Source organism: Kitasatospora sp. NPDC056181, from assembly GCF_042266225.1.
Taxonomy (GTDB): domain Bacteria; phylum Actinomycetota; class Actinomycetes; order Streptomycetales; family Streptomycetaceae; genus Kitasatospora.
The window spans coordinates 12,292-31,379 of the sequence record NZ_JBHJUK010000082.1; the positions used below are offsets into that span (position 1 = coordinate 12,292).

20 protein-coding genes are annotated in these 19,088 nt (G+C 73.5%); 8 read left to right on the top strand and 12 right to left on the bottom strand.

Annotation, left to right across the window (positions count from 1 at the left end; genetic code table 11):
• Positions 1–235 precede the first annotated feature (235 nt).
• Positions 236–1,978 (top strand): GAF domain-containing protein, encoded by a 1,743-nt coding sequence (locus ACFC1F_RS27140; RefSeq protein ID WP_376162095.1) that lies wholly within the window; start codon positions 236–238, stop codon positions 1,976–1,978.
• A 95-nt stretch (positions 1,979–2,073) separates the two neighbouring features.
• Here ACFC1F_RS27140 and ACFC1F_RS27145 read toward each other — a convergent pair whose 3' ends face one another.
• Genes ACFC1F_RS27145 through ACFC1F_RS27155 form a run of 3 tightly spaced genes read right to left on the bottom strand, consistent with a single transcriptional unit; the run spans position 2,074 to position 3,598 of the window.
• Positions 2,074–2,433, bottom strand: a complete 360-nt coding sequence (locus ACFC1F_RS27145; protein WP_376162097.1) for a hypothetical protein — start codon at positions 2,431–2,433, stop codon at positions 2,074–2,076.
• A 5-nt stretch (positions 2,434–2,438) separates the two neighbouring features.
• Entirely contained in the window at positions 2,439–2,657 is a 219-nt protein-coding gene (locus ACFC1F_RS27150) for a hypothetical protein (protein ID WP_376162099.1), read from the bottom strand.
• A complete protein-coding gene (locus ACFC1F_RS27155) occupies positions 2,657–3,598 on the bottom strand; it encodes a hypothetical protein (RefSeq protein ID WP_376162101.1) in 942 nt (313 codons plus the stop codon). Before ACFC1F_RS27155 ends, ACFC1F_RS27150 begins: the two co-directional genes overlap by 1 nt.
• 221 nt (positions 3,599–3,819) lie before the next feature.
• Between ACFC1F_RS27155 and ACFC1F_RS27160 the strand changes: the two genes are divergently transcribed.
• The gene (locus ACFC1F_RS27160) at positions 3,820–4,587 is read left to right on the top strand and encodes a GNAT family N-acetyltransferase (protein ID WP_376162103.1); all 768 of its coding nucleotides are present in this window, start codon (positions 3,820–3,822) and stop codon (positions 4,585–4,587) included.
• A gap of 71 nt (positions 4,588–4,658) precedes the next feature.
• Here the strand turns inward: ACFC1F_RS27160 and ACFC1F_RS27165 are convergent, their stop codons facing one another.
• The 4 genes from ACFC1F_RS27165 to ACFC1F_RS27180 all read right to left on the bottom strand — a co-directional run bounded on the left by ACFC1F_RS27165 (position 4,659) and on the right by ACFC1F_RS27180 (position 7,671).
• Positions 4,659–5,645, bottom strand: a complete 987-nt coding sequence (locus ACFC1F_RS27165) for an Acg family FMN-binding oxidoreductase (RefSeq protein ID WP_376162105.1) — start codon at positions 5,643–5,645, stop codon at positions 4,659–4,661.
• 87 nt (positions 5,646–5,732) lie between these two features.
• Entirely contained in the window at positions 5,733–6,008 is a 276-nt protein-coding gene (locus ACFC1F_RS27170) for an SHOCT domain-containing protein (protein WP_376162107.1), read from the bottom strand.
• Between the two features lie 201 nt (positions 6,009–6,209).
• Complete coding sequence (locus ACFC1F_RS27175; RefSeq protein WP_376162108.1) at positions 6,210–6,926, bottom strand: response regulator; 717 nt, start codon at positions 6,924–6,926, stop codon at positions 6,210–6,212.
• Positions 6,927–7,065: 139 nt separating this feature from the next.
• Positions 7,066–7,671: a hypothetical protein gene (locus ACFC1F_RS27180; RefSeq protein WP_376162110.1), complete on the bottom strand. Its 606-nt coding sequence runs from the start codon at positions 7,669–7,671 to the stop codon at positions 7,066–7,068.
• A gap of 247 nt (positions 7,672–7,918) precedes the next feature.
• Between ACFC1F_RS27180 and ACFC1F_RS27185 the strand changes: the two genes are divergently transcribed.
• From ACFC1F_RS27185 to ACFC1F_RS27200, 4 genes are all read left to right on the top strand, one after another.
• Positions 7,919–8,800: a universal stress protein gene (locus ACFC1F_RS27185; RefSeq protein ID WP_376162112.1), complete on the top strand. Its 882-nt coding sequence runs from the start codon at positions 7,919–7,921 to the stop codon at positions 8,798–8,800.
• A 51-nt stretch (positions 8,801–8,851) separates the two neighbouring features.
• Positions 8,852–9,757, top strand: a complete 906-nt coding sequence (locus tag ACFC1F_RS27190; RefSeq protein WP_376162114.1) for a universal stress protein — start codon at positions 8,852–8,854, stop codon at positions 9,755–9,757.
• 216 nt (positions 9,758–9,973) lie between these two features.
• Entirely contained in the window at positions 9,974–10,507 is a 534-nt protein-coding gene (locus tag ACFC1F_RS27195) for a flavodoxin domain-containing protein (RefSeq protein WP_209410716.1), read from the top strand.
• A gap of 567 nt (positions 10,508–11,074) precedes the next feature.
• The gene (locus tag ACFC1F_RS27200) at positions 11,075–11,494 is read left to right on the top strand and encodes an SsgA family sporulation/cell division regulator (protein ID WP_376162117.1); all 420 of its coding nucleotides are present in this window, start codon (positions 11,075–11,077) and stop codon (positions 11,492–11,494) included.
• Between the two features lie 249 nt (positions 11,495–11,743).
• Here ACFC1F_RS27200 and ACFC1F_RS27205 read toward each other — a convergent pair whose 3' ends face one another.
• Entirely contained in the window at positions 11,744–12,394 is a 651-nt protein-coding gene (locus ACFC1F_RS27205; protein ID WP_376162119.1) for a septum formation family protein, read from the bottom strand.
• 524 nt (positions 12,395–12,918) lie between these two features.
• Here ACFC1F_RS27205 and ACFC1F_RS27210 point away from each other — a divergent pair.
• A complete protein-coding gene (locus ACFC1F_RS27210) occupies positions 12,919–13,803 on the top strand; it encodes an MBL fold metallo-hydrolase (protein ID WP_376162121.1) in 885 nt (294 codons plus the stop codon).
• Between the two features lie 127 nt (positions 13,804–13,930).
• Here ACFC1F_RS27210 and ACFC1F_RS27215 read toward each other — a convergent pair whose 3' ends face one another.
• Entirely contained in the window at positions 13,931–15,238 is a 1,308-nt protein-coding gene (locus tag ACFC1F_RS27215; protein WP_376162123.1) for a YncE family protein, read from the bottom strand.
• 257 nt (positions 15,239–15,495) lie between these two features.
• Between ACFC1F_RS27215 and ACFC1F_RS27220 the strand changes: the two genes are divergently transcribed.
• The gene (locus ACFC1F_RS27220) at positions 15,496–16,038 is read left to right on the top strand and encodes a hypothetical protein (RefSeq protein WP_376162125.1); all 543 of its coding nucleotides are present in this window, start codon (positions 15,496–15,498) and stop codon (positions 16,036–16,038) included.
• A gap of 52 nt (positions 16,039–16,090) precedes the next feature.
• Here the strand turns inward: ACFC1F_RS27220 and ACFC1F_RS27225 are convergent, their stop codons facing one another.
• From ACFC1F_RS27225 to ACFC1F_RS27235, 3 genes are read right to left on the bottom strand one after another with little or no spacing between them, the layout of a single operon-like run.
• Positions 16,091–16,807: an AIM24 family protein gene (locus ACFC1F_RS27225; protein ID WP_376162127.1), complete on the bottom strand. Its 717-nt coding sequence runs from the start codon at positions 16,805–16,807 to the stop codon at positions 16,091–16,093.
• 30 nt (positions 16,808–16,837) lie between these two features.
• On the bottom strand, positions 16,838–17,530 hold the full coding sequence (locus ACFC1F_RS27230; RefSeq protein ID WP_376162129.1) for an AIM24 family protein: 693 nt from the start codon (positions 17,528–17,530) through the stop codon (positions 16,838–16,840).
• A 34-nt stretch (positions 17,531–17,564) separates the two neighbouring features.
• Entirely contained in the window at positions 17,565–18,980 is a 1,416-nt protein-coding gene (locus ACFC1F_RS27235; RefSeq protein ID WP_376162131.1) for a TerD family protein, read from the bottom strand.
• Between the last annotated feature and the right edge of the window lie 108 nt (positions 18,981–19,088).

The window sequence follows — 19,088 nt, forward strand, 5'->3', positions numbered from 1 at the left end:
CCCCGGCCCTGGGCCGACCGGCCCTGACCACCGCCCCGGGGCGACGGAGGGCGACACCCCGGCGACGGACGGCGACGCCCACGCGGGCGGGGCGGACAGGTCAGCCGGCCGGCCGGGGCGTGTTCGGGGGTGTTCGGGGGCCTGTCCGGGACCCGTCGTCGAACGCCAGGCAGGCGGGAGTCGGAAGTCCGGCCCTAGGCTGGTCGGTGGCGTAGGGCGAGCCAGGGAGGATCCCTTGGGCAGCGCATCGGAGAGTTCCGCCCCCGTACCACGGCTGCGTCTGGACGAGCTGCTGGACGAGCTCCAGGCCCGTCTGGACACGGCCCGGGGCACCCGCGACCGGGTGCACAGCCTGCTGGAGGCGGTGCTGGCGGTCGGCCGCGACCTTGAGCTGACCCAGGCGCTCCAGCACATCGTGGAGGCGGCGGTCACCCTGGTGGACGCCGAGTACGGCGCGCTCGGCGTGATCGGGGAGGACCGGCGGCTGTCGCAGTTCATCCCGGTCGGCGTCAGCGAGGAGCGGATCAAGCTGATCGGCGCGCTGCCGTCCGGCCACGGCGTGCTGGGCGAGCTGATCCGGCACCCCGAGCCGCTGCGGCTCTCCCGGATCTCCGACCACCCCGCCTCGTACGGCTTCCCCGCCAACCACCCGCCGATGAGCTCCTTCCTGGGGGTGCCGATCCGGGTCCGGGACAGGGTGTTCGGGAACCTCTACCTGACCGAGAAGCGCGGCGGCGCCGACTTCGACGCCGAGGACGAGTCGGTGCTGGCCACCCTCGCCGTCGCCGCCGGGGTCGCCATCGACAACGCCCGCCTGTACGCGCGGGCGCGGCTGCGCGAGCAGTGGCTGGCGGCGAGCGCCGAAGTGACCAACGCCCTGCTGTCGGGGAAGGAGGAACCGGACGTCCTCGACCTGCTGGTCGCCCGGGCCGCCGGGATCTCCGGCGCGGACCTCGCCGTCGTCGCGCTGCCGCTGCCGGACGGCGGCGCGCTGGAGGTGCGGATCGCCGCCGGGCTGGGCGAGCAGGCGCACCGCGGCCTCGTGCTGCCGGTGCACGGCTCCTTCGTCGGTGCCGCGGTCCTCACGGGCGGGCTGGTGGTCAGCCCCGACGTGCGCAAGGACCCCCGGATCACGTCCGGGCCGCCGCGCTGGGAGGGGCTGGGCCCGGCGGTGGCGGTGCCGATCGGCACCACGGAGCACCGGGTGCGCGGCGTGCTGATGCTGGCCCGGGCGGCGGGGTCGGCGCTGTTCGGCGAGGAGGAGTCCGGCCCGCTGCTGGGCTTCGCCGGTCAGGCCGCCGTCGCGATGGAGCTGGCCGAGCGGCGCCGGGACTCCGAGCAGGTGGCGCTGCTGCGGGAGCGCGACCGGATCGCCCGCGACCTGCACGACCTGGCGATCCAACGGCTCTTCGCCACCGGGATGACCCTTCAGGGTGCCACCCGCTTCATCGACCACCCGGAGGCGTCAGACCGCGTCCTGCGGGCGATCGACGACCTGGACGAGACGGCCAGGACCATCCGCGCCACCATCTTCGGCCTGCGCCTGCGCGAGAGCGGCCCGGCCGCGACCGGTCTGCGCAGCCGGGTGGTCGAGGTGGTCGAGCGGGCCGCCCGGACCCTCGGCTTCACCCCCGGCCTGCGGATGTCCGGCCTGCTCGACGTCACCGTGCCCGCCGAGATCGCGGACGCGGCCGTCGCCGTTCTGGAGGAGGCGCTGTCCAACGTCGCCCGGCACGCGCACGCCGGCTCGGCCGAGGTGACGCTCACCGCCGGGTCCGAGCTGTCGCTGACCGTGACGGACGACGGCGTCGGCCTGCCGGCCGGCGGCCGGCGCAGCGGGCTGGCCAACCTCGCCGACCGCGCCGCCGCCCTCGGCGGCACCTTCACGGCCGGCCCCCGCCCCGAGAGCGGCGGCACCGCTGTGGAGTGGCGCGTCCCGCTGGCGGAGGAAGGGACCTCCGGGCAGCCGACCCAGTGACGGAGGAATTTCCACCAGCGGCCCGGTCTTTCGCAAGGACGGCCAGCACTCGCACACAATAAGCTGCCAAGGCGGCACATCCCGCCCGTCCAGTATTACTGAACGGCTCCAGCAATTGACCCCGCTGAGGCCGCCAGTGAAGCTACCGCCGCAAAGGATATCGATGCGATCAGGAATCGTCCGGCCCGATTCAGCTTTTCCAATGCCTCCGCCAGCTTCGCCAAGGCGGCGTAGTCCACGGTGGCGGCTTGATTTCGGGCTGCCTCGCCGGCCGCAGGGGCCCTGTGCTTCGTCGTCGGCACAGCCTCCCGTGCGGCCTTTCGAGCCTCGTTCTCAGCCTTGTCCATGAATGAGAAGACTGCGGCCAGGACTAAGCATGCAACAGCAGCCACGACTGCTGTACACACCACGACCCCTATCGGCCACGGCACCTCGACGGGTCCGGAAATGAACATGAATCTCACCCGCGCGATAGATCAATTGGGCGGTGGATCACGTGCAGCCGCACACACATGCCTGCGATCTCGTCGGGAAAACTCTCAGGATCCACGTCATCAGGAACAGCGAATGTCACCTCGACGGGGTCGGTACCGTCACGCGTGACAGCCCAACCGATGAGTTCACCCGCAGCCATCCGTGCCCGGGCATACTCCCTGACTCTCGCTTCCCGCTCTGCCATCAAGCAAGTGTGACGCCGTGAGCGCCCAATTGGTAGTCCAGATCCTGAAACATGCTGTAGCCCTCGTAGTCACCTACCGCGGGCCAGCCTGCGACTATATGACCCAGAAGGTGGGAGCTCCCTTCATCCACAACCACTGCACCGGAGTCTCCACCAGCGGATATGGCCGGCCTGACCATGAAGACCTGCCCAAGCAGCCCCACCGCGGGCCCGGCTTCACTGAGGGACTCCTCCAGGTAGAGGAAGATCTTTCCGGAACGCCCGGAGGTCACGCTGCCGTACGACGTGACCAGATCGCCTTCCCGACCCCGAGCGACTTGCCACCCTGCCTGCGGGATGCCGTGCCGCCCCGGGTCATGGACTTCGATCACGGCGACATCCGGGGTGACCACCCCGGGCCTCACGCGCGCCGGATAGACAGTGGCGGCCACAAAGCCGACCAGCTCGCCCCCATCTGCGTCGTAGGCACCGGCTCCCTCATCCGGCGCTCCGTGCCCAGCCGTGAGAAATGCCGGCTTTCCGTTCGCCGCTCGGACCGCCGCCCCGAACGTCGAAGGCCTCCCAGAACACCGTGCGCCATGCCCGGAGCCCACCAGATTCCTAGGGGTCGGAAGCCCGAAAACCACTACACCGGTACCGGCCGGGCCAACCGACTTCACCACGTAGTCCCGCAGTAACAGCAGCGAGTCGAACTCCTTCGAGTGAGGTTCCAGCCCGTCCGACTCCATGGACCGGAAATCGAGACTCACGGTCCCTTCCCGATCCCCGCGCGACAGCGCCAGAGCGGGCCTGGCCTGCCCGTCGATCCACGTGAGCCCCGCCCCTAAGAGTGAGCCGAATCCGCCTTCGACCGGCTCGCCGGGCGCGGCAAGCTTTTGAAGAGCTCGCGCAACTGTCATCTCATCTGGATGCAGGTGCATGAGCCTGTGAGACGCATCCATGTCTTAATGGTCCGGCCGCACCTGTCCGCACACAAGGCCCGACTCTCGGGGATTTTTCGGATTCATCACCCATCGCGTTTGGCCATATTCGGCCCGTCAGATCGTGGCGCCCTAGTGATCCAGCCAGACTTCTACCTTCTCACTGATCAAGGCGTCGGAGTAAGACGTGTGCGTCTGGGGCGACGGTGGGTTCGCTACGGGCACGCCCTAGGATCGGCCGGATGATACCCGTTTCCGTCCATGACCGGGCCGAGTTGGCCGCCCTGCTGCGTCGCGATCCCGCGCTGCACGCCTACGAGTTGGGCGACCTCGACGACTTCTTCTGGCCCTGGACGAACTGGTACCGCCTCGGCGACAGCGTCGCGTTGGTCTACCACGGCGCGGGGCTGCCGACCCTGCTCGCCTTCGACGGACCCGAAGGCGTGGGCACGCTGCGGGAGTTGCTCGACGGGCTGCTCGTCCTGCTCCCCCGGCGCTTCCACGCCCACATCGCCGAGGGGGCGGAGGACGTGCTCGGCTCGCGGTTCGACGTGGCGTCGAACGGGCTGCACCTCAAGATGGCCCTGACCGACCACGACCGACTGCTGCGCCAGGAGGCCAGGGGCGAGCAGCTCACCCGTGCCGATCTGCCCGACCTGCTGGCGCTGTACGAGACCGCCTACCCGGGCAACTGGTTCGACCCGCGCATGCTCGACACCGGCCAGTACGTCGGCGTACGGGACAAGGGTGAGCTGGTCGCCGTCGCGGGCGTGCACGTGTGGTCGCCCGAGCAGCGCATAGCCGCCCTGGGCAACGTGACCACGCACCCGCGTGCCCGTGGCCGGGGCATCGGCAAGGCCGTGGTCGCGGAGCTCTGCCGGCGCCTTGTCGGCACGGCCGATCACGTCGCCCTCAACGTCAAGGCGGCCAACCCGGCGGCGGTCGCGCTCTACACGGCGCTCGGCTTCGAGACGGTCGGCCGCTACCACGAGCTGTCCGTCGGCGGCTGACAGCGGTCGGGGCTGACGGCGGTCGGCGGCTGACAGCGGTCGGGGCCGAGGGCGCCCCCGACGGGCGGTGCCTACGCCTCCGGGTCCTCCAGCACGTCGGCGGTGGCCAGCCTCGGCGTGGGCGCGCCCTCGGGACCGTAGCCGAGGCGGATCAGCATCTGGACGTGGCCGGGGCGCAGGTGCGGCTCGCGGGCGGCCCAGCGCAGGTAGGGCCACTCCATCGCCTGGTGGAGCAGCGAGGCGCGGACGCCGTGGACGGTGGCGGTGAGCAGCACGTGCTCCAGGGCGAGGCCGGCGCGCAGCCAGTCCGCGGGCTCGTCGCGGTCGGTGGCGAGGACCGCGATCCGCGGCTCGCGTTCGAAGGTGGCGGGGGTGCGGTGCTCGGCCGGCCGGATGGCCGCGAAGTCCCGCATCGGCAGCCGGCCCGCCCGGTCCTGCGGCCCGAGGGCGGTGGCGGGGATGCCGTACGGGACGGCGTCCCCGCTGCGGATCCAGTGACGGCTCTCGGTGAGCTGGGCCTGGTCGGTGGTGTTGCGCCGCTCGGCTTCGGCGGTGAGCTCCAGCAGGCGGTCCGTCTCGTCGTGGCCGGGGAAGTACAGGACGGCGTCCTCCGCCCGTGCGACCGTCACCAGTTCGTCGAGGACGACGGGCGGGACCGGGTCCTCGGTGAACGGCGTGCGGATGGTGTGGCGGTGCCAGACCGCCTCGTACAGCTGGTCCGTGCCGGGGAGCCGGACGGGCGCCGGGGCGTCCAGCCGGACGGCGGCGAAGAGGTCCGGTTCGGCCGGGTCGGGAAGCAGGCGCACGTCCGGTGCCCAGCCGAGGTGGCGGGCGGCGACGCGCAGGTTGAGCAGTGCCGCGCCGACCGAGATGTGCAGGGCGCGGCCCTGGGGGTCGGCGGCCGGGACGGCGCGCTCGCGGGCGGCGCGGACCTCCAGGGTCGAGGTCTCCGGCTGGAGCCGGAAGCGCCAGGGCTGGCTGTTGTGGAGGGAGGGTGCGGCGACCGCTGCGGACACGAGCTTCTCCAGCGCGGCGGCGTCGAGGGTGAGGGTGGTCATGGCCGTCTCCAGGGGTGCGTGCCTTCAGCGGTTCGCGGTCGGCCGATGGCCGGTCGCGGTCACCGGTCCGCGCTCAGCCGTCGGCTGTCAACCGACGGCGGGCGGGTCGCCGCGGAGCACGTCCAGGCGTCGGCGGTACTCCTCCGGCTCGATCTCGCCGCGGGCGAGGCGCTCGGCGAGCAGCCGTTCCGGCGTGGGCCGCTCGGCCGGCGGTGCGACGGGCGGTGCGGCAGGGGGCGGGGCCGCGGGGTGGTGCTGGGAGGCGTGGCCGACGTACCGGACCAGGACCACCACGCCGAAGACCAGCAGACCCCAGAAGAGCAGCATGCTCACGGTCATCAGGCCGAATCCCCAGCCGCTCATACCGTGATCGTTCCAGTACATCATCGTGGGCTCCTCGGCCGGGCCGGTGAGACTTTCCCCCTCACCACCACCGTGCGGCCGGGGGCGGGGTGGGCGCTTGGGCCGTTCGGCTCAATCCCGGGGGCCGTCGGGCTCGGGCCCGGTGTCGGGCGCGGGCGCGGGCTCGCGTCGGGCGCGGGGCCCCGTCGGGCGCGCGGGAGCTCACGGCCGGTGGTGCAGTGGTGCCTCGGCGTGCGCGCCTCCCCCGTGGTCGGCGTCGGCGTGCGCGGCCAGGACGGCGGCCTGGAGGCGTCGCTCCACGCCCAGTTTGGCGAGCAGCCGCGAGACGTGGTTCTTCACCGTCTTCTCGGCGAGGTAGAGCTCCTGGCCGATCTGCCGGTTGGTCTTTCCCTCCCCCACCAGCGCGAGGATCTCCCGCTCGCGCGGTGTCAGCCGGGCGAGTGCCACGTCGGTCGCGCTCTCGTCGTGATGGCGCAGGCTCTCCATCAACTTGCGGGTGGTGGCCGGGTCCAGCATGGACTGGCCCGAGGCCACCGTGCGCACCGCGCTGACCAGGTCGGCGCCCTTGACCTGCTTGAGCACGTACCCGGACGCGCCGGCCATGATCGCGTCGAGCAGCGCGTCGTCGTCGTCGAACGAGGTGAGCATCAGGCAGGCCAGCCCGGGCAGCGCGTCCCGCAGCTCCCGGCAGACGCTCACGCCGTCGCCGTCCGGCAGCCGCACGTCGAGGACGGCGACGTCCGGACGCAGCGCCGGGACCCGGGCCAGCGCATGCGCGCAGGTGCCGGCCTCGCCGACGACCTCGATGTCGGGTTCGGCCTCCAGCAGGTCGCGCACGCCGCGCCGGACCACCTCGTGGTCGTCCAGCAGGAACACCCGCACGGTCTGCTCCGGCCCCGCGGACTCCGTCGCGTCCATCGCCTGCTCCCTGGATAGCCCGGTCGTCCCCTCCCCGATTCTGCGCGCCCCGCCCGCCCCGTGCACCGGCGGGCCGGTCGGGCCCGCCCGTCGGCAGGTCGGCCGGTGGCGGCTGTCCGGTCAGCGGCAGCCGGTCCGGTCAGCCGCGGCCGGACCAATGCGGCTCCACCCGCTCCCAGTCGGGCTCCCAGCTCCGCTCGGCCCTCCGGTCCAGGGTGCGGCGCCCGGCCTCGTACGCCCCGGCCGTCGCCGTCGCGAGCATCGCCCCCGTGCCGAGGCCGACGAGCACGGCGTCCGAGGCGATCAGCCCGGTGCTCCTGGCAGCGGCCGCGGGTTTCCCGGAGTCGTCGAGCAGGATCGGGACGGACGTGCCGACGGGCGTTCCGGCCTGCACGTGGATCGCGCCGCTCCCGGGCCCCGCCGGGTACTCCCAGCGGGCCTCGGCCTGCGCTCGCGGGGCCCCGGCCCGGAAGTCGTCCGACCAGGCCGGGCCGGTCGTCACCGCGGTGACGGCGTGCCGGTGCCGAGCCGACGCGGCGGCGGTGTGCGTCTCCGTCCGGTACACCAGCAGCGCCGCCCAGACGGACACCGCGGCTGCGGCCGCCAGGACCAGCGCCAGTGAGGTCACGAGCCGGCTGTAGGCCCGGTCGAGCCGACGGCAGAGCGGGTTCCGGTCCCGGCCCGTGGCGCGGCGAACGTGTCGTCTGAGGGTCGTGTGCGTGGCCGGGAGCTGCTGGACGGGCATGGCGCACCTCCTCGGGACCGGACCTGGCGCGGCCGGTCGTGGCCCCAGTGTCCCCCCTCGGGGGCCGCCGCCGCAGGGCCGAGTGGGCCATGTCCCCGGGCCCTCCGGCCCGCGCCCGCCTGCGTGCGTGCCTGCCTGCGCGGCGGGCGGCGGGCGGCGGGCGGCGGGCGGCGGGTCTGCCTAGCGTGGGAGGTCAAGAGCGGGCCGACGTGGCCCCGTCCGCTCGCCGAGCCCGTGTGGAGGAACCATGACAGCCGCGAGTTCGGACCGCCGGGACCGTCCGGTCGTCCTCGGCGTCGACGCCGCGGCCCCCGGGCCGATGGCGACCGCGTGGGCGGCCGACGAGGCCGCCCGGCGGGGACTTCCACTGCTCCTGGTGCACGCCGTCCCGCCCCAGGACTTCCACGCACTCGACGAGGAACGCCGCCGCGCGAGGCGACGCGAGCAGGCCTACGAGACCCTCGACCGGGCCGCGGCGGAGGCCCGCGAGCGGCACCCCGACCTCGACGTGTCCACCGTCGTCGCGGAGGAGGTGCCGGCGCTGGCTCTGTGCCGGGAGTCCGCCCGCGCCGGGCTCGTCGTCCTCGGCACGCGGCGGCTCAGCCGGATGGAGGAGGTGCTGAGCACCTTCTCGGTGACCGTCCCGGTCAGCGCCCAGGCCCACTGCCCGGTCGTCGTCGTCCGCGAGCCCGAGCACGTCACCCAGGAGTCCCCGTACGTCGTGGTCGGGGTGGACGGCAGCGCGTCGTCGGCCGCCGCCGTGGACGTCGCCATCGGCCTCGCCGCGGAGCGGCACGCCGACCTGCGCGCCGTCCAGGTGTGGCACCGCCCGGCCATCGGCCGCGTCGATCCGCAGAGCACGGAGCAGGAGCTCCGGCGGCTGCTGGTCGAGGCCACCGCAGGCCCCCGCGGGCTCCACCCCGAGGTCCACGTGGCCCACGAGGTGGTCCACGGGCACCCCGTCGAGGAGCTGGCGAAGGCGTCCGAGCACGCGCTCGCCGTCGTCGTCGGCCGCCGGGGCGACGGCGGCTTCACCGGCATGCGGCTCGGCTCCGTGCCGCACGGCCTGCTCCACCGCGCCCACTGCCCGGTCGTCACCGTGCCCACTCCCCCGGACGACGGGAAGTGAGTCCACCCCGCCCGCCGCCCCCGCGGTCCCGTCCGACTACCGGAGGAACCCATGAACGGACCCGTCGTCGTCGGTTTCGACGGCTCGCCCGAGAGCCTCGCCGCCACCGGATGGGCGGCCCGGGAGGCGCTGCGCCAGGGGCTCCCCCTGGAGATCCTGCAGGCCTGGCCGTGGCCGAGCACCGACGTGGTCGGGACGCACGAGGCGATCACCCTGAGCCGTCAGCGGCTGGCCGCCCGGGAGGCCGACCTGCGGGCGGAACTCGCCGGCCTGGAGGTGACCTCGGCACACGTCCACAAGGACCCGGCCGAGGCGCTGGAGGCCGCCGGACGGACCGCCTCCCTGCTGGTGCTCGGCTCGCGCGGGCTGAGCACCGTGCGCGGCTTCCTGGTCGGATCGGTGAGCCACCAGGTGCTGCGCAGGGCCACCTGCCCGGTGGTGCTGGTCCGGGCGGGAGACGGCGGGAGCGACGGCAAGGGCGGAGACGGCGAGGACGGCAGCGGGGACGGCGGGGACCGGGCCGACGACGCGGGTCGGGAGGTCGTCGCCGGGGTGGACCTCGACCACCCGGCCGACGCCGTCCTGGCGTTCGCCTTCGCGGTCGCCGACCGGCGCCCGGCGCCGCTGCGGGTCGTCCACGCCTGGTCGCCGCGGACCAGCAGCCACATGGCGCTGGACGCGATCGGCGCCTTCGACCAGGAACAGTCGACGGTCGAGACGGGGCGCCTCGCCAACCTCCTGGCACCCTGGCGGTCGCGGTATCCCGGGGTCGAGGTGGTGCCCGACCTCGTCCAGGGCAGCGCCGCCGCGGCGTTGGTGGAGACCTCGGCGGCGGCCGGGCTGGTCGTGATCGGCCGTCGGCTCCGCAGGTCGCCGCTGGGTGCGCACCTGGGTTCGGTGGCCCACGCCGCGATCCACCACGTCCGCTGCCCGGTCGCCGTCGTCCCGCACGACTGAGCCCGGCGGCGCGCGGGCCAGGGGCCCGGTGCCGGGTGACCTCTGCGGGGTGACGTCTTCAGGGTGATCCCTCCCGGGTGACCTCGCCCGGGTGACCTCGCCCGGGTGATCCCGCCCGGGACCGTTCGGCGGCCCGGCCGGGCCGAACGGCCCACGCCGCCGGCCCGCACGGCGCGGCAGCCTGGTGGTGACGACAGGTGACGAGAGGTGAGAGCCATGCACACCGTGATCGTGTACGAGAGCATGTACGGCAACACCCGCGAGATCGCCGAGGCCATCGCCGAGGGTGTCCACCAGGCCGACCCCCAGGCGTCGGTCGACTGCCTCCCGGTCGCCCGGGCGGACGCCGACGTCGCCCGGACGGCGGACCTCCTGGTGGTCGGGGGTCCCACCCACATGCGCGGCATGTCCTCCGGGCTCAGCCGCCGGATGGCCGCCATGGCCGAGGCGAAGAAGGAAGGGCACGAGGACGCCGCCCACGAGGCGCACGAGACCGCCGAGGGCCCGGGCCTGCGCAACTGGTTCCACCAGCTCCCCAAGACGGAGCACGGCACGCACGCCGCGGCCTTCGACACCCGGGGAGCCTCGCCCGGCAGCGGCGGCGCGGCCGCGGGCATCGCCCAGCGGCTCTCCCGCCACCACTACGACGTGGTCGCCGAACCGGAGGGCTTCATCGTCGAGGACGGCGACGGCCCGCTCCGCGAGGGCGAGCTCGACCGGGCCCGTGCCTGGGGCGCCGCGCTGGTGTGAGGCCTGCGGCGAGGCCGGGGCGGGACTCGCGAGCCGCGGCTCGCGGCGGTCCCGCGGGTGCCCGTGCGCATGGGCCGGACGCCCCACCCGCGAGGGGTCCTGGCCCGTCCCCGAACGGGGGGCCGGGGCCTCTGGGACCCGTGCCGGGCTCCGGGCCATGGTGGAGTCCTCCCCGAGAAGGTGATCGCGATGGAACGGATCAGGATCGCCAAGCACCCGGCCCGCCCGCAGCCGCGGCCCCCGCTCGACCTGCGGACCCCGTCCGGTCGCCCGATGCCCTACTGACGCCGTGCACCGGCCCGGGTCGTCACCGGGCGGTCGTCACCGGCCCGGGTCGTCACGGCCCGGGTCGTCACCGGCCGGTGGCTGGCTGACCGGCTGACCGGCTGACCGGCTGACCGGCTGACCGGATCGCCGGTGCCTCGGCCATGGCTTCGACAACGCATGCTGCGTGCAGAGGAGTTGTGGAGGTTCCGGACCTGCCGACTGGTACGCCAGGTGCCGGGTAGGCGCCCGGGTGAGGTCGGCCCACCGGGGGCCGGCGCAGCGCCCCAGGAGGACGAACCGATGCCGAGGTCCGCCGTTCACCCGTTGCCCGTCACGTTCCCCGACAGCCCGCTGCCCGATGTCGCGGTGGACGCGCAGCTCAGCTTCGACCCCGGCCTCCCCTACGCGGCGTGCCTCTCGTTCCCCCTGGCCGGGTGCAGCTGCACGGGCAGCGATCCCCAGGTGTGCTGGTACTTCAGCCGTGAGCTGCTGGACGAGGGACGCCACGCCCCGGCCGGAAGCGGGGACGTGAAGGTGTGTCCCGGGTGCGCGGGCGAGGTGCTGATCACCTTGGAGGGGCCCGTCGGCAGGGCGGTGCTCAGTGCTCCGGCCGACGCCGTCACCGCGTTCCTCGCCGACTCGTTCGCGCTGGTGCCCGCCGGTTCGGAGAGCCGCCACCTCGACATCGACGCCGCGGTCGACCGGCTTCTCGACGACTGATCGCACGCCCGTTCCCGAGCCCTCGACACGCCGCCCCGGGCGGCAGGCCGGCTCTGCGGACCGACCGCTCCGGTATCCGGGTCCGCGGACCCGTCCGGCCGCGCGGGCCGGCCTGGGCACACGGATCCAGGACAGCGGGATCGCCCGAGTCAGGACATCGGGATCGCCCGAGTGACGACGCGAGCGCGGTTCCGGACGCCCCGTCACCGCGCTCGTGGCGGCGGCGGTCGGGCCGTCGCCGGGGTGCGGTCAGATCGTCGTCGGAGTGCCGGTCGGGGTGGCCGGCTTGACCGGGCCGGTCCACTCCGTCGCCGAGCTGTAGTAGCAGAGCGCCTCGTGGTCGCCGGGCACCCACCAGGCGGCCGCCGACGGGTAGGACATGCCCATGCCGGCGCCCCGCGGCCGCTCCGTGCCGCTCTGCCGCTCCTGGCAGAGCCGCTCGGCGGTCTCGCTGACGGCGTCCACTCCGGGGTAGGAGGCCCCGCCGGGGATGTGGACCACCGCGAACACCTCGTACCGGTGCGGCTGGTCGCACGGGACGACCTGGTAGTCGTCCGGGTCGTGGTCGCGGCTCGGCGACAGGTAGTCGGTGGCGCAGTCGCCCGCCTTCAGGTACCACTGGCCCGCCGGCCCGGCGTACTTCGGCCGGCCGTCCGGGCCTCGCTCGGGGCCCGACGAGAGGTCGTGGAAGACGAAGGCGAGGAGCACCGCCACCGCGACGGTGACGAGCCCCCAGAAGCAGGAGAACACGAGCCCTCCGACGGCGAGGCCGAAGCCGCGCTGGCTGCGGCGCGAGATCCGCCGGAAGGCGCCGATGGAGAACCCGAACGACACCAGTGACAGCGGCGGGACGAACCCGAGGACGCCGAGCACGAGCGAGGTGACGGCGAGTCCGCTCAAGCGCTTCCGTACCGGCTGGCCCGGCGCGTTCGGCGGCCATCCGTGGACGCCCGGGCCGTAGGCCGCCGGCCCGGCCGGTGGCGGCGCAAAGGGGTCGGCCGGGCCCGGCGGCGGTACGGCGGGGCCTGCGGCCTCCGCCGGGGGTGCGGGCACGGCGGAGGACGGATCGTCGAGAGGCTGCGACACGGTGGCTGGATTCCCGGTGAGGTAGGCGGAGGCGCCCGCTCCCCACGGGCCGCGCGGCGAATATAGCGGATCATATGACTACAGATCATCCGCGTTCCGCCCGAGGACCACCCGCACACCGCCCAGGACGGCCCCGGGGCTCGGGGCCCACGAGCATCGCCTTGAAGGGCCGGGGAGTTGGCCGCCAGGGCAGGACCAGGGCGGGACCGGGGCAGGACCGGGGCGGGCGGCGGGTGCCTGGTAGGTTCGCCAGGGCGGCTCACTGCCGAGCCGACGCCGGACGGGGGCGGCAACCGGCCTTCCCGCCCGGCGTGGAGCCCGTTGACGGGAGAACGCGCATGACCTCCGGCCCGATCCCGGTGGACTTCTCGGACCCGGCCGCGCAGGCCGCGCGGCGCTCGCTCGACGTGCGCTGGATCCACGGCTCCGAGTCGGCGAAGCACAACACCGACCCCGAGCTCCAGGTCCACCACTACGACGAGCACACCGTCATCCTGCGGCAGAACAAGGCGGTCAACTACGAGGCCCCGTTCCTCTTCCTGCTGTTCGGCGACGAGCGCGCGGTCCTGATCGACACCGGCGCCACCGCCTCCCCCGAGTACTTCCCGCTGCGGCGCGTCGTCGACGGGCTGGTCGCGGACTGGCTCGCCCGCCACCCGCGCGCCGGCTACCAGCTGCTCGTCCTGCACAGCCACGGGCACGGCGACCACGTCGCGGGGGACGCCCAGTTCGCCGGCCGGCCGAACACGGTGGTGGTGGACGCCGCGCTGGACACCGTCCGGGAGTTCCTCGGCCTCGGTGACGATCCCGGCACGTCGGCCCTGCTCGACCTCGGCGGCCGGGTCCTGACGTGCCTGGCCAGCCCCGGCCACCACGCGGCGGCGATCACCTACTACGACCCGTTCACCGGCTTCCTGCTCACCGGTGACACCGTCTACCCGGGCCGCCTGTACGTCGCCGACTGGGACGCGTACGTCGCGACCGTCGACCGGCTGATCGCCTTCGCGGACGCCCACCCGGTCAGCCACGTGCTCGGCTGCCACATCGAGATGACCAACGAGCCCGGCGTCGACTACCCGATCCGCTACACCTACCAGCCCGACGAGCCGCCGCTGCAGATGACGGTCGGCCAGCTGCACGACATCCGCCGCGCGCTCGGCGAGGTGGCCGGCCGGCCCGGGCGGCACGTCTACGACGACTTCCTGATCGTCTACCAGGCGTAGCGGCAGCAGGTGCCGAGACCTGGCGTGGCGGCATCAGGCGTACCGGAACCCGGGTGCGGCGACCCGGCGACCCGGCGCCCGGGCGAGGAACCGGGCCGCGGGCCCGCGCCCGCGCCCGGGCCCGTGGTCACCGCGCCGAGGGGCCAGTCCAGCCGGCCGGCACGTGGCCGAGGCGTACGCGCTGCGGATGGTCGCCGACCGGCACCGAGGCGGTCTTCCGTCCGGTCGCGAAGTCGATCGCGGTGACCTGGTCGGCGCCGCTCTCGGAGATCACGCAGGACTTGCCGTCGCCGCTGACGGTGGCCCAGTAGGGCTTCGAGGCGGGCACCAGCGGTCCCTCCTGGAGGGTGGCGCGGTCGACCACCGTCGCGTAGTCGTCCATGGTGCCGGCGACGCAGAGCTTGTCGCCGGCCGGGTTCACCGACAGGCCGTGGTGGCGTGAGTCGTTGACCCAGGTGGTGCGGTCCTCGCTGGTCGCGGGGTTCTTCGGCAGCGTCTTGACGTGGGTGATCCGGTCGGTGGCGACGTCGTACTCGACCAGGCCGTTGAAGAAGGACACCTGGAAGTAGAGCGTCGACCCGTCGGGGGTGAAGGCGGCCGGGCGGACCGCGTCGGAGAGGTCCGAGCGGCCGGCGGCGTCGAGCCGCTCCCGCATGTCGATGACCTTGACCTGTGCGAAGGTGTCGGCGTCGACCACGGTGATCCGGCGGTCGCCCTTCGTCCAGTCCAGCCACGGGGCGTCGAGGGCGGTGTTGACCTCGCCGATGGACATGTTCCAGATCCGCCGCCCGCCGTCGGTGAAGAGGTTCTCGTGGGGCTTGTCGCCGGTCGCGAAGGAGCCGAGCTGCGCACCGGTGCGGACGTCGAGCACGTGGACCGTGTTGGAGGTGGAGGCGGAGACCGCCACCCGGGTGCCGTCCGGGGAGAGCGCCATGTGGTCGGAGCGGTAACCCGACACGGGGAAGCGCCAGTTGATCCGGCCGGTGGCGACGTCGAGGGAGACGACGTCGGCGAAGCTCGGCCGGGAGACGACCACCGCGGACCCGTCCGGGGTGGAGTACATGTCGTCGACGAACTGGTCGTGGCCCTCTCCCGGGCCCAGGCGGATGCCCAGGAAGTAGGCGAGTTTGACGGGGTTGAGGTAGATCTCGGCGAGCCGCTGGTCCTTGTCGGGGACGACGTTGAGGCGGCCGATCCGGGCCAGGTCGCCGCTGGAGTGGATGACGTCCGCGGTGCCGTCCCAGTTGTTGCCCACGAACAGCACCTCGCGCAGCCCCTCCGTCCGCTCGGAGGCCGCACCTGCCGCACCCGCCGCGCCCGCCGGGGCTGCGGCGGCAAGGGACAGGACGGCGACTGCGGCGAGGGCGCCGATGGCTCTGGTGCGGCGGGGGTTGCGGTGGGAACCGGAGTCCGGCCGGGGTCTGGCGTGAGACATCGCCGCTCCTTCGCGGGTGCGAGCAGGGCCCGGGACGAGGGTTCGCCCGATGGCGTTACTCGACGGTAGAGACAGGCCTCCTTCCTGACAAGACGTCAGCAAGAGCTTTCCTCCCCCGCACGGGTGAGGGGGACCGTTCCCACGACGGAGGACCGGGGCGCCCGGCCGCTGCGATCTTTGAATCACGGCCCCGGCGGCCGGAAGAGCAAAGCACGCCAAATGAAAGAGATGTGACGATGCGTCGGATATTCGCAGGCATGGCGGTCCTGACCGCCGCGGCGGTGTTCGCGGCCCCGGCCGCCTCGGCGGCGGCCGGCCCGAAGGCGGACCTGCGGGGGTGGGCACGGCTCGACACGACCGGCCCCGTCCCCAAGGACGACCGGCTCACCCTCCTCGTCGACGCCCACTCCCGGCACCGGCCCGGCAGCACCACGGGCTCGACCGAGGCACGGGGGCACGCCACGATCCGGCACGAGTTCCCCGAGGGGGGCGTCGTGAACGCCGAGATCGACGTCGACTGCCTGATCACCAGGGGCTCCACCACGGCCCTCACCGGGACGGTCTCGTCACTGACCATCACCATGCCGCCCGGCCGACCCCAGCCCACGCCGAGGGACTCCTGGCATCCCGAGACCGCCTTCAGCTTCTACACCGACGACAGCGGCCACCGCCGGGTCGGCTGGCGCATCCCGCGCTACGACGACCCGACCGCCCCGCCCGCCGCCGCCAGGTGCGAGGTGCCCGTCCGGGGGGACGCGGACTTCTACCTGGTCGAAGGCGGCTTCACCCGGCGGCGGTGAGCACGCACGGCACCGCTCCTGCGGTGAGCGCGCGGCACCGCTCCTGCGGGGGTCAGCGCAGCGGCACGCGCTGCGGCGGCAGCAGCTCGCTGGGCTGGACGATGACGAAGCCGTCACCGGTGAACGACAGCTCCCACCCCTCGGTCGCGGTGCCGCGCCGGCGCCAGGCCTCCGTGTTGGCGCTCTGCGCCTGGAGCTGCACCTCCAGCGCCGAGGACCAGCCGACCACGGCGTCCGCGTCCGCGTAGACGTACTCGCCCGCCCGGACCGGCATCACCAGCGGCCGGCCCGAGGTCATCACCACCACCGTGCCGCGGCCCGACAGTTCCAGGCTGCGGCTGCCGACGCCGGAGATCCGCTCCCCGCCCTCGATCCCGACCGCCTGCCACGCGATGCCGGCGTCGAGGGCGAGGACGTAGTTGCTGGTGATCGTCAGCCGGTCGCGCTGCAGCTCCAGGATGTGCAGGTGCTGGGCGAGGTTGGCCAGGTAGACCGTGCCGGTGCCGGTGCAGCGCATCAGGTCCAGGGCGGCGGGCTGCGCCGCGCCGGCGCCACCCCGCCACCCGCCTTGGCCGCCCTGCTGGTTGCGCTGGCTGCGGGGCGGCCTCCAGGCGGTGAACCGGACCCGACCGGTGTGCGCCACCATCGCGCCGGTACGCGCCAGCACCTCGGCCCGCCCGTCCAGCGAGACCCGCAGCAGCTGCGGGTTCTGCAGGGCGAAGCGCTCGTCGCCGACGAGGGCGGTGTGGTCGAGAAGGGGACTCTGCACGGTGCTCGTTGCTCCTCAGCTGCGGGCTGTTCAGCCGCGGATCTTGAGTCGGTCGGACGTGTCCTCGCTGGGCTGGACGACGACGAACCCCGAGCCCCTGAAGCCCAGTTGCACCGCCTCGCCGCTGCCCCGGCCGATCAGCGCGCCGACCTTGAGGGTCCGCCGGGTCCTGATCTCCAGCCCCGTCGTCCAGGCGACCAGCGCGTCCGGGTCGACGTAGGTCTCGGCCTCGGCGCAGTCCAGCACCACCGGAACGCCGCGGGAGGTGACCGACACCCAGCCGCTGCCGCTCACCGTCACGTTGTAGAGGCCGGTGCCGGCCAGCAGCGCCGGCCCCTTCACCTTCTCGACGGTGCAGCCCAGCGATGAGTCCAGGGCCAGCAGGTGCGAGCCGTTGACCGACAGCGACTCGTCGTCGAGCTGGAGGTTGAGCACGTCCGCGCCGAAGTCGGCCAGGTAGAGCGTGCCGTCCCCGAACCACCGCAGCAGCGGGCTGCGCTCGCCCGACGCCCACTCGCCCAGCGTGCGGCGGAACGACTGCGACACCGGCTCGTACTGGAGGAAGCCGTCGTAGGCCACCATCGCGCCCGCCTTGGCGAGCACGTCCTGCCCGCTCGTCACGGCGACCCTGCACATCGCACCGCCGTGGTTGGCCATCCGGGCCGTGGCCGGTACGGCCGTGCAGCCCTCCAGGTACGTGCCCGACAGCAGCTGCCGCTCCATTCCCGACCTCCTTGCCCGGGGCTCTCTGCCCGGCTCACACCTCGAACGGCTGGACCACGATGAAGTTGCCCGGCCCGCCCCTGAACTGAAGGCTGTACGACTCCGCGGCGTGCCCCGCGTAGGCGGAGCGCCGGATCCGCACCGGCGCCGTGGTGATCACCTGTGCTCCGCGCGACCAGGCGACCAGTGCGTGGACGTCGGCGTACGTCTCCGGCCCGGGGGTGACCGGAAGCACCACCGGGATGCCGTTGGTCTTCACCACGACCGTGCCGTGACCGCTGAACTGGAGCGTGTAGAAGCCCCCGTTCGGCAGGCCCTCGCCCTCGATCCGGCGGACCTCGTGCTCCAGGTGCGCGTCGAAGGCCAGCACCCGGTCGGAGCTGACACAGATCGCGTCGCCCTCCAGCCGCACCGTGTGGAGGTGGCTCGCCTCGTCGGCCAGGAACACCTGGCCCTCGCCGGTCACCCGCATCAGCTTCAGCGTCTGCCCGGTGAGGTTGCCCGTCAGCTTGCGCAGCACCCCGGAGCTCTCGTGGGCGAACTCGGCCCGGCCCTGGTAGGCCACCATGCTGCCGTGCAGGGCGAGGACGTCCTGCCCCTTGGTGAGGGTGTAGCGGACGAGGTGGTCGTTCTGCTGCACCCAGCCGGTCTGCTCGGGGACCTCGGCGTACTTCACCAGGCTGATCCGGACTCCCGGCCGCGCGGGCGGCTCCGGCGGCACGCCCGGCGGGGGCGGCGGAGGCGGCAGCCGGACGGCCGCGGCCTCACCGGCGGGCGCCGGCACGACGGGCACCTGAACGGTCGGCGCGGGCACGACGGGCGACTGAACGGTCGGCACCGGCGCGACGGGCGACTGAACGGTCGGCACCGGCACGACGGGTGCCTGAGCCGCCGCTGCCTGGGCCGCCTCCGGCTCGTCCTCGATCACCTCGCCGCCGAAGTTCTCCAGCAGCGCCCGCAGGCCTCCGTCGAAGCCCTGGCCGACCGGGGTGAAGCGCCACTCCCCGTTCCGCCGGTAGACGTCCGCCAGCATCACCGCACGCTCGGTGCTGAACTCCGCTCCGGTGAACGAGTAGCGGCCGACCTCCACGCCGTCCGCGACCAGCCGGACGTACCCGGAGGCCACCTGCGCCATGCGCCCGTCGCCGTCGATGGTCGCCGTCAGGCTCAGCCGGTGGATGGCCGGCGGGACGTCCGGCAGCACCACCCGGAACGCCTCGGTGTCACCGGACTGCGCGCCCAGCAGGCGGATCGAGCCCTCGGGGCTGGCGGGCTGGTTGAAGAAGACGAAGTAGCGGTCGTCGCTGAGCCGTTCCTCGGCGTCCAGCCCGAAGCAGCTGATGTCGAACACCAGGCCGGGCGCGCTCAGGTACACCCCGAGATAGAGGTCGGTCCCCGGTGTCAGATCGGCTATGCGCACGCGCGAGGCCTTGACGAGTTCCCTGGTCATAGCGCCGAACCGGCCCTCCCCCTGGCTGTAACGGGCGTGGTTCTGGCGACCCTACCCCACCCCGTTCGGACGAACCAGAAAGGCGGACGGTTGCCGTTGACCAGGCGT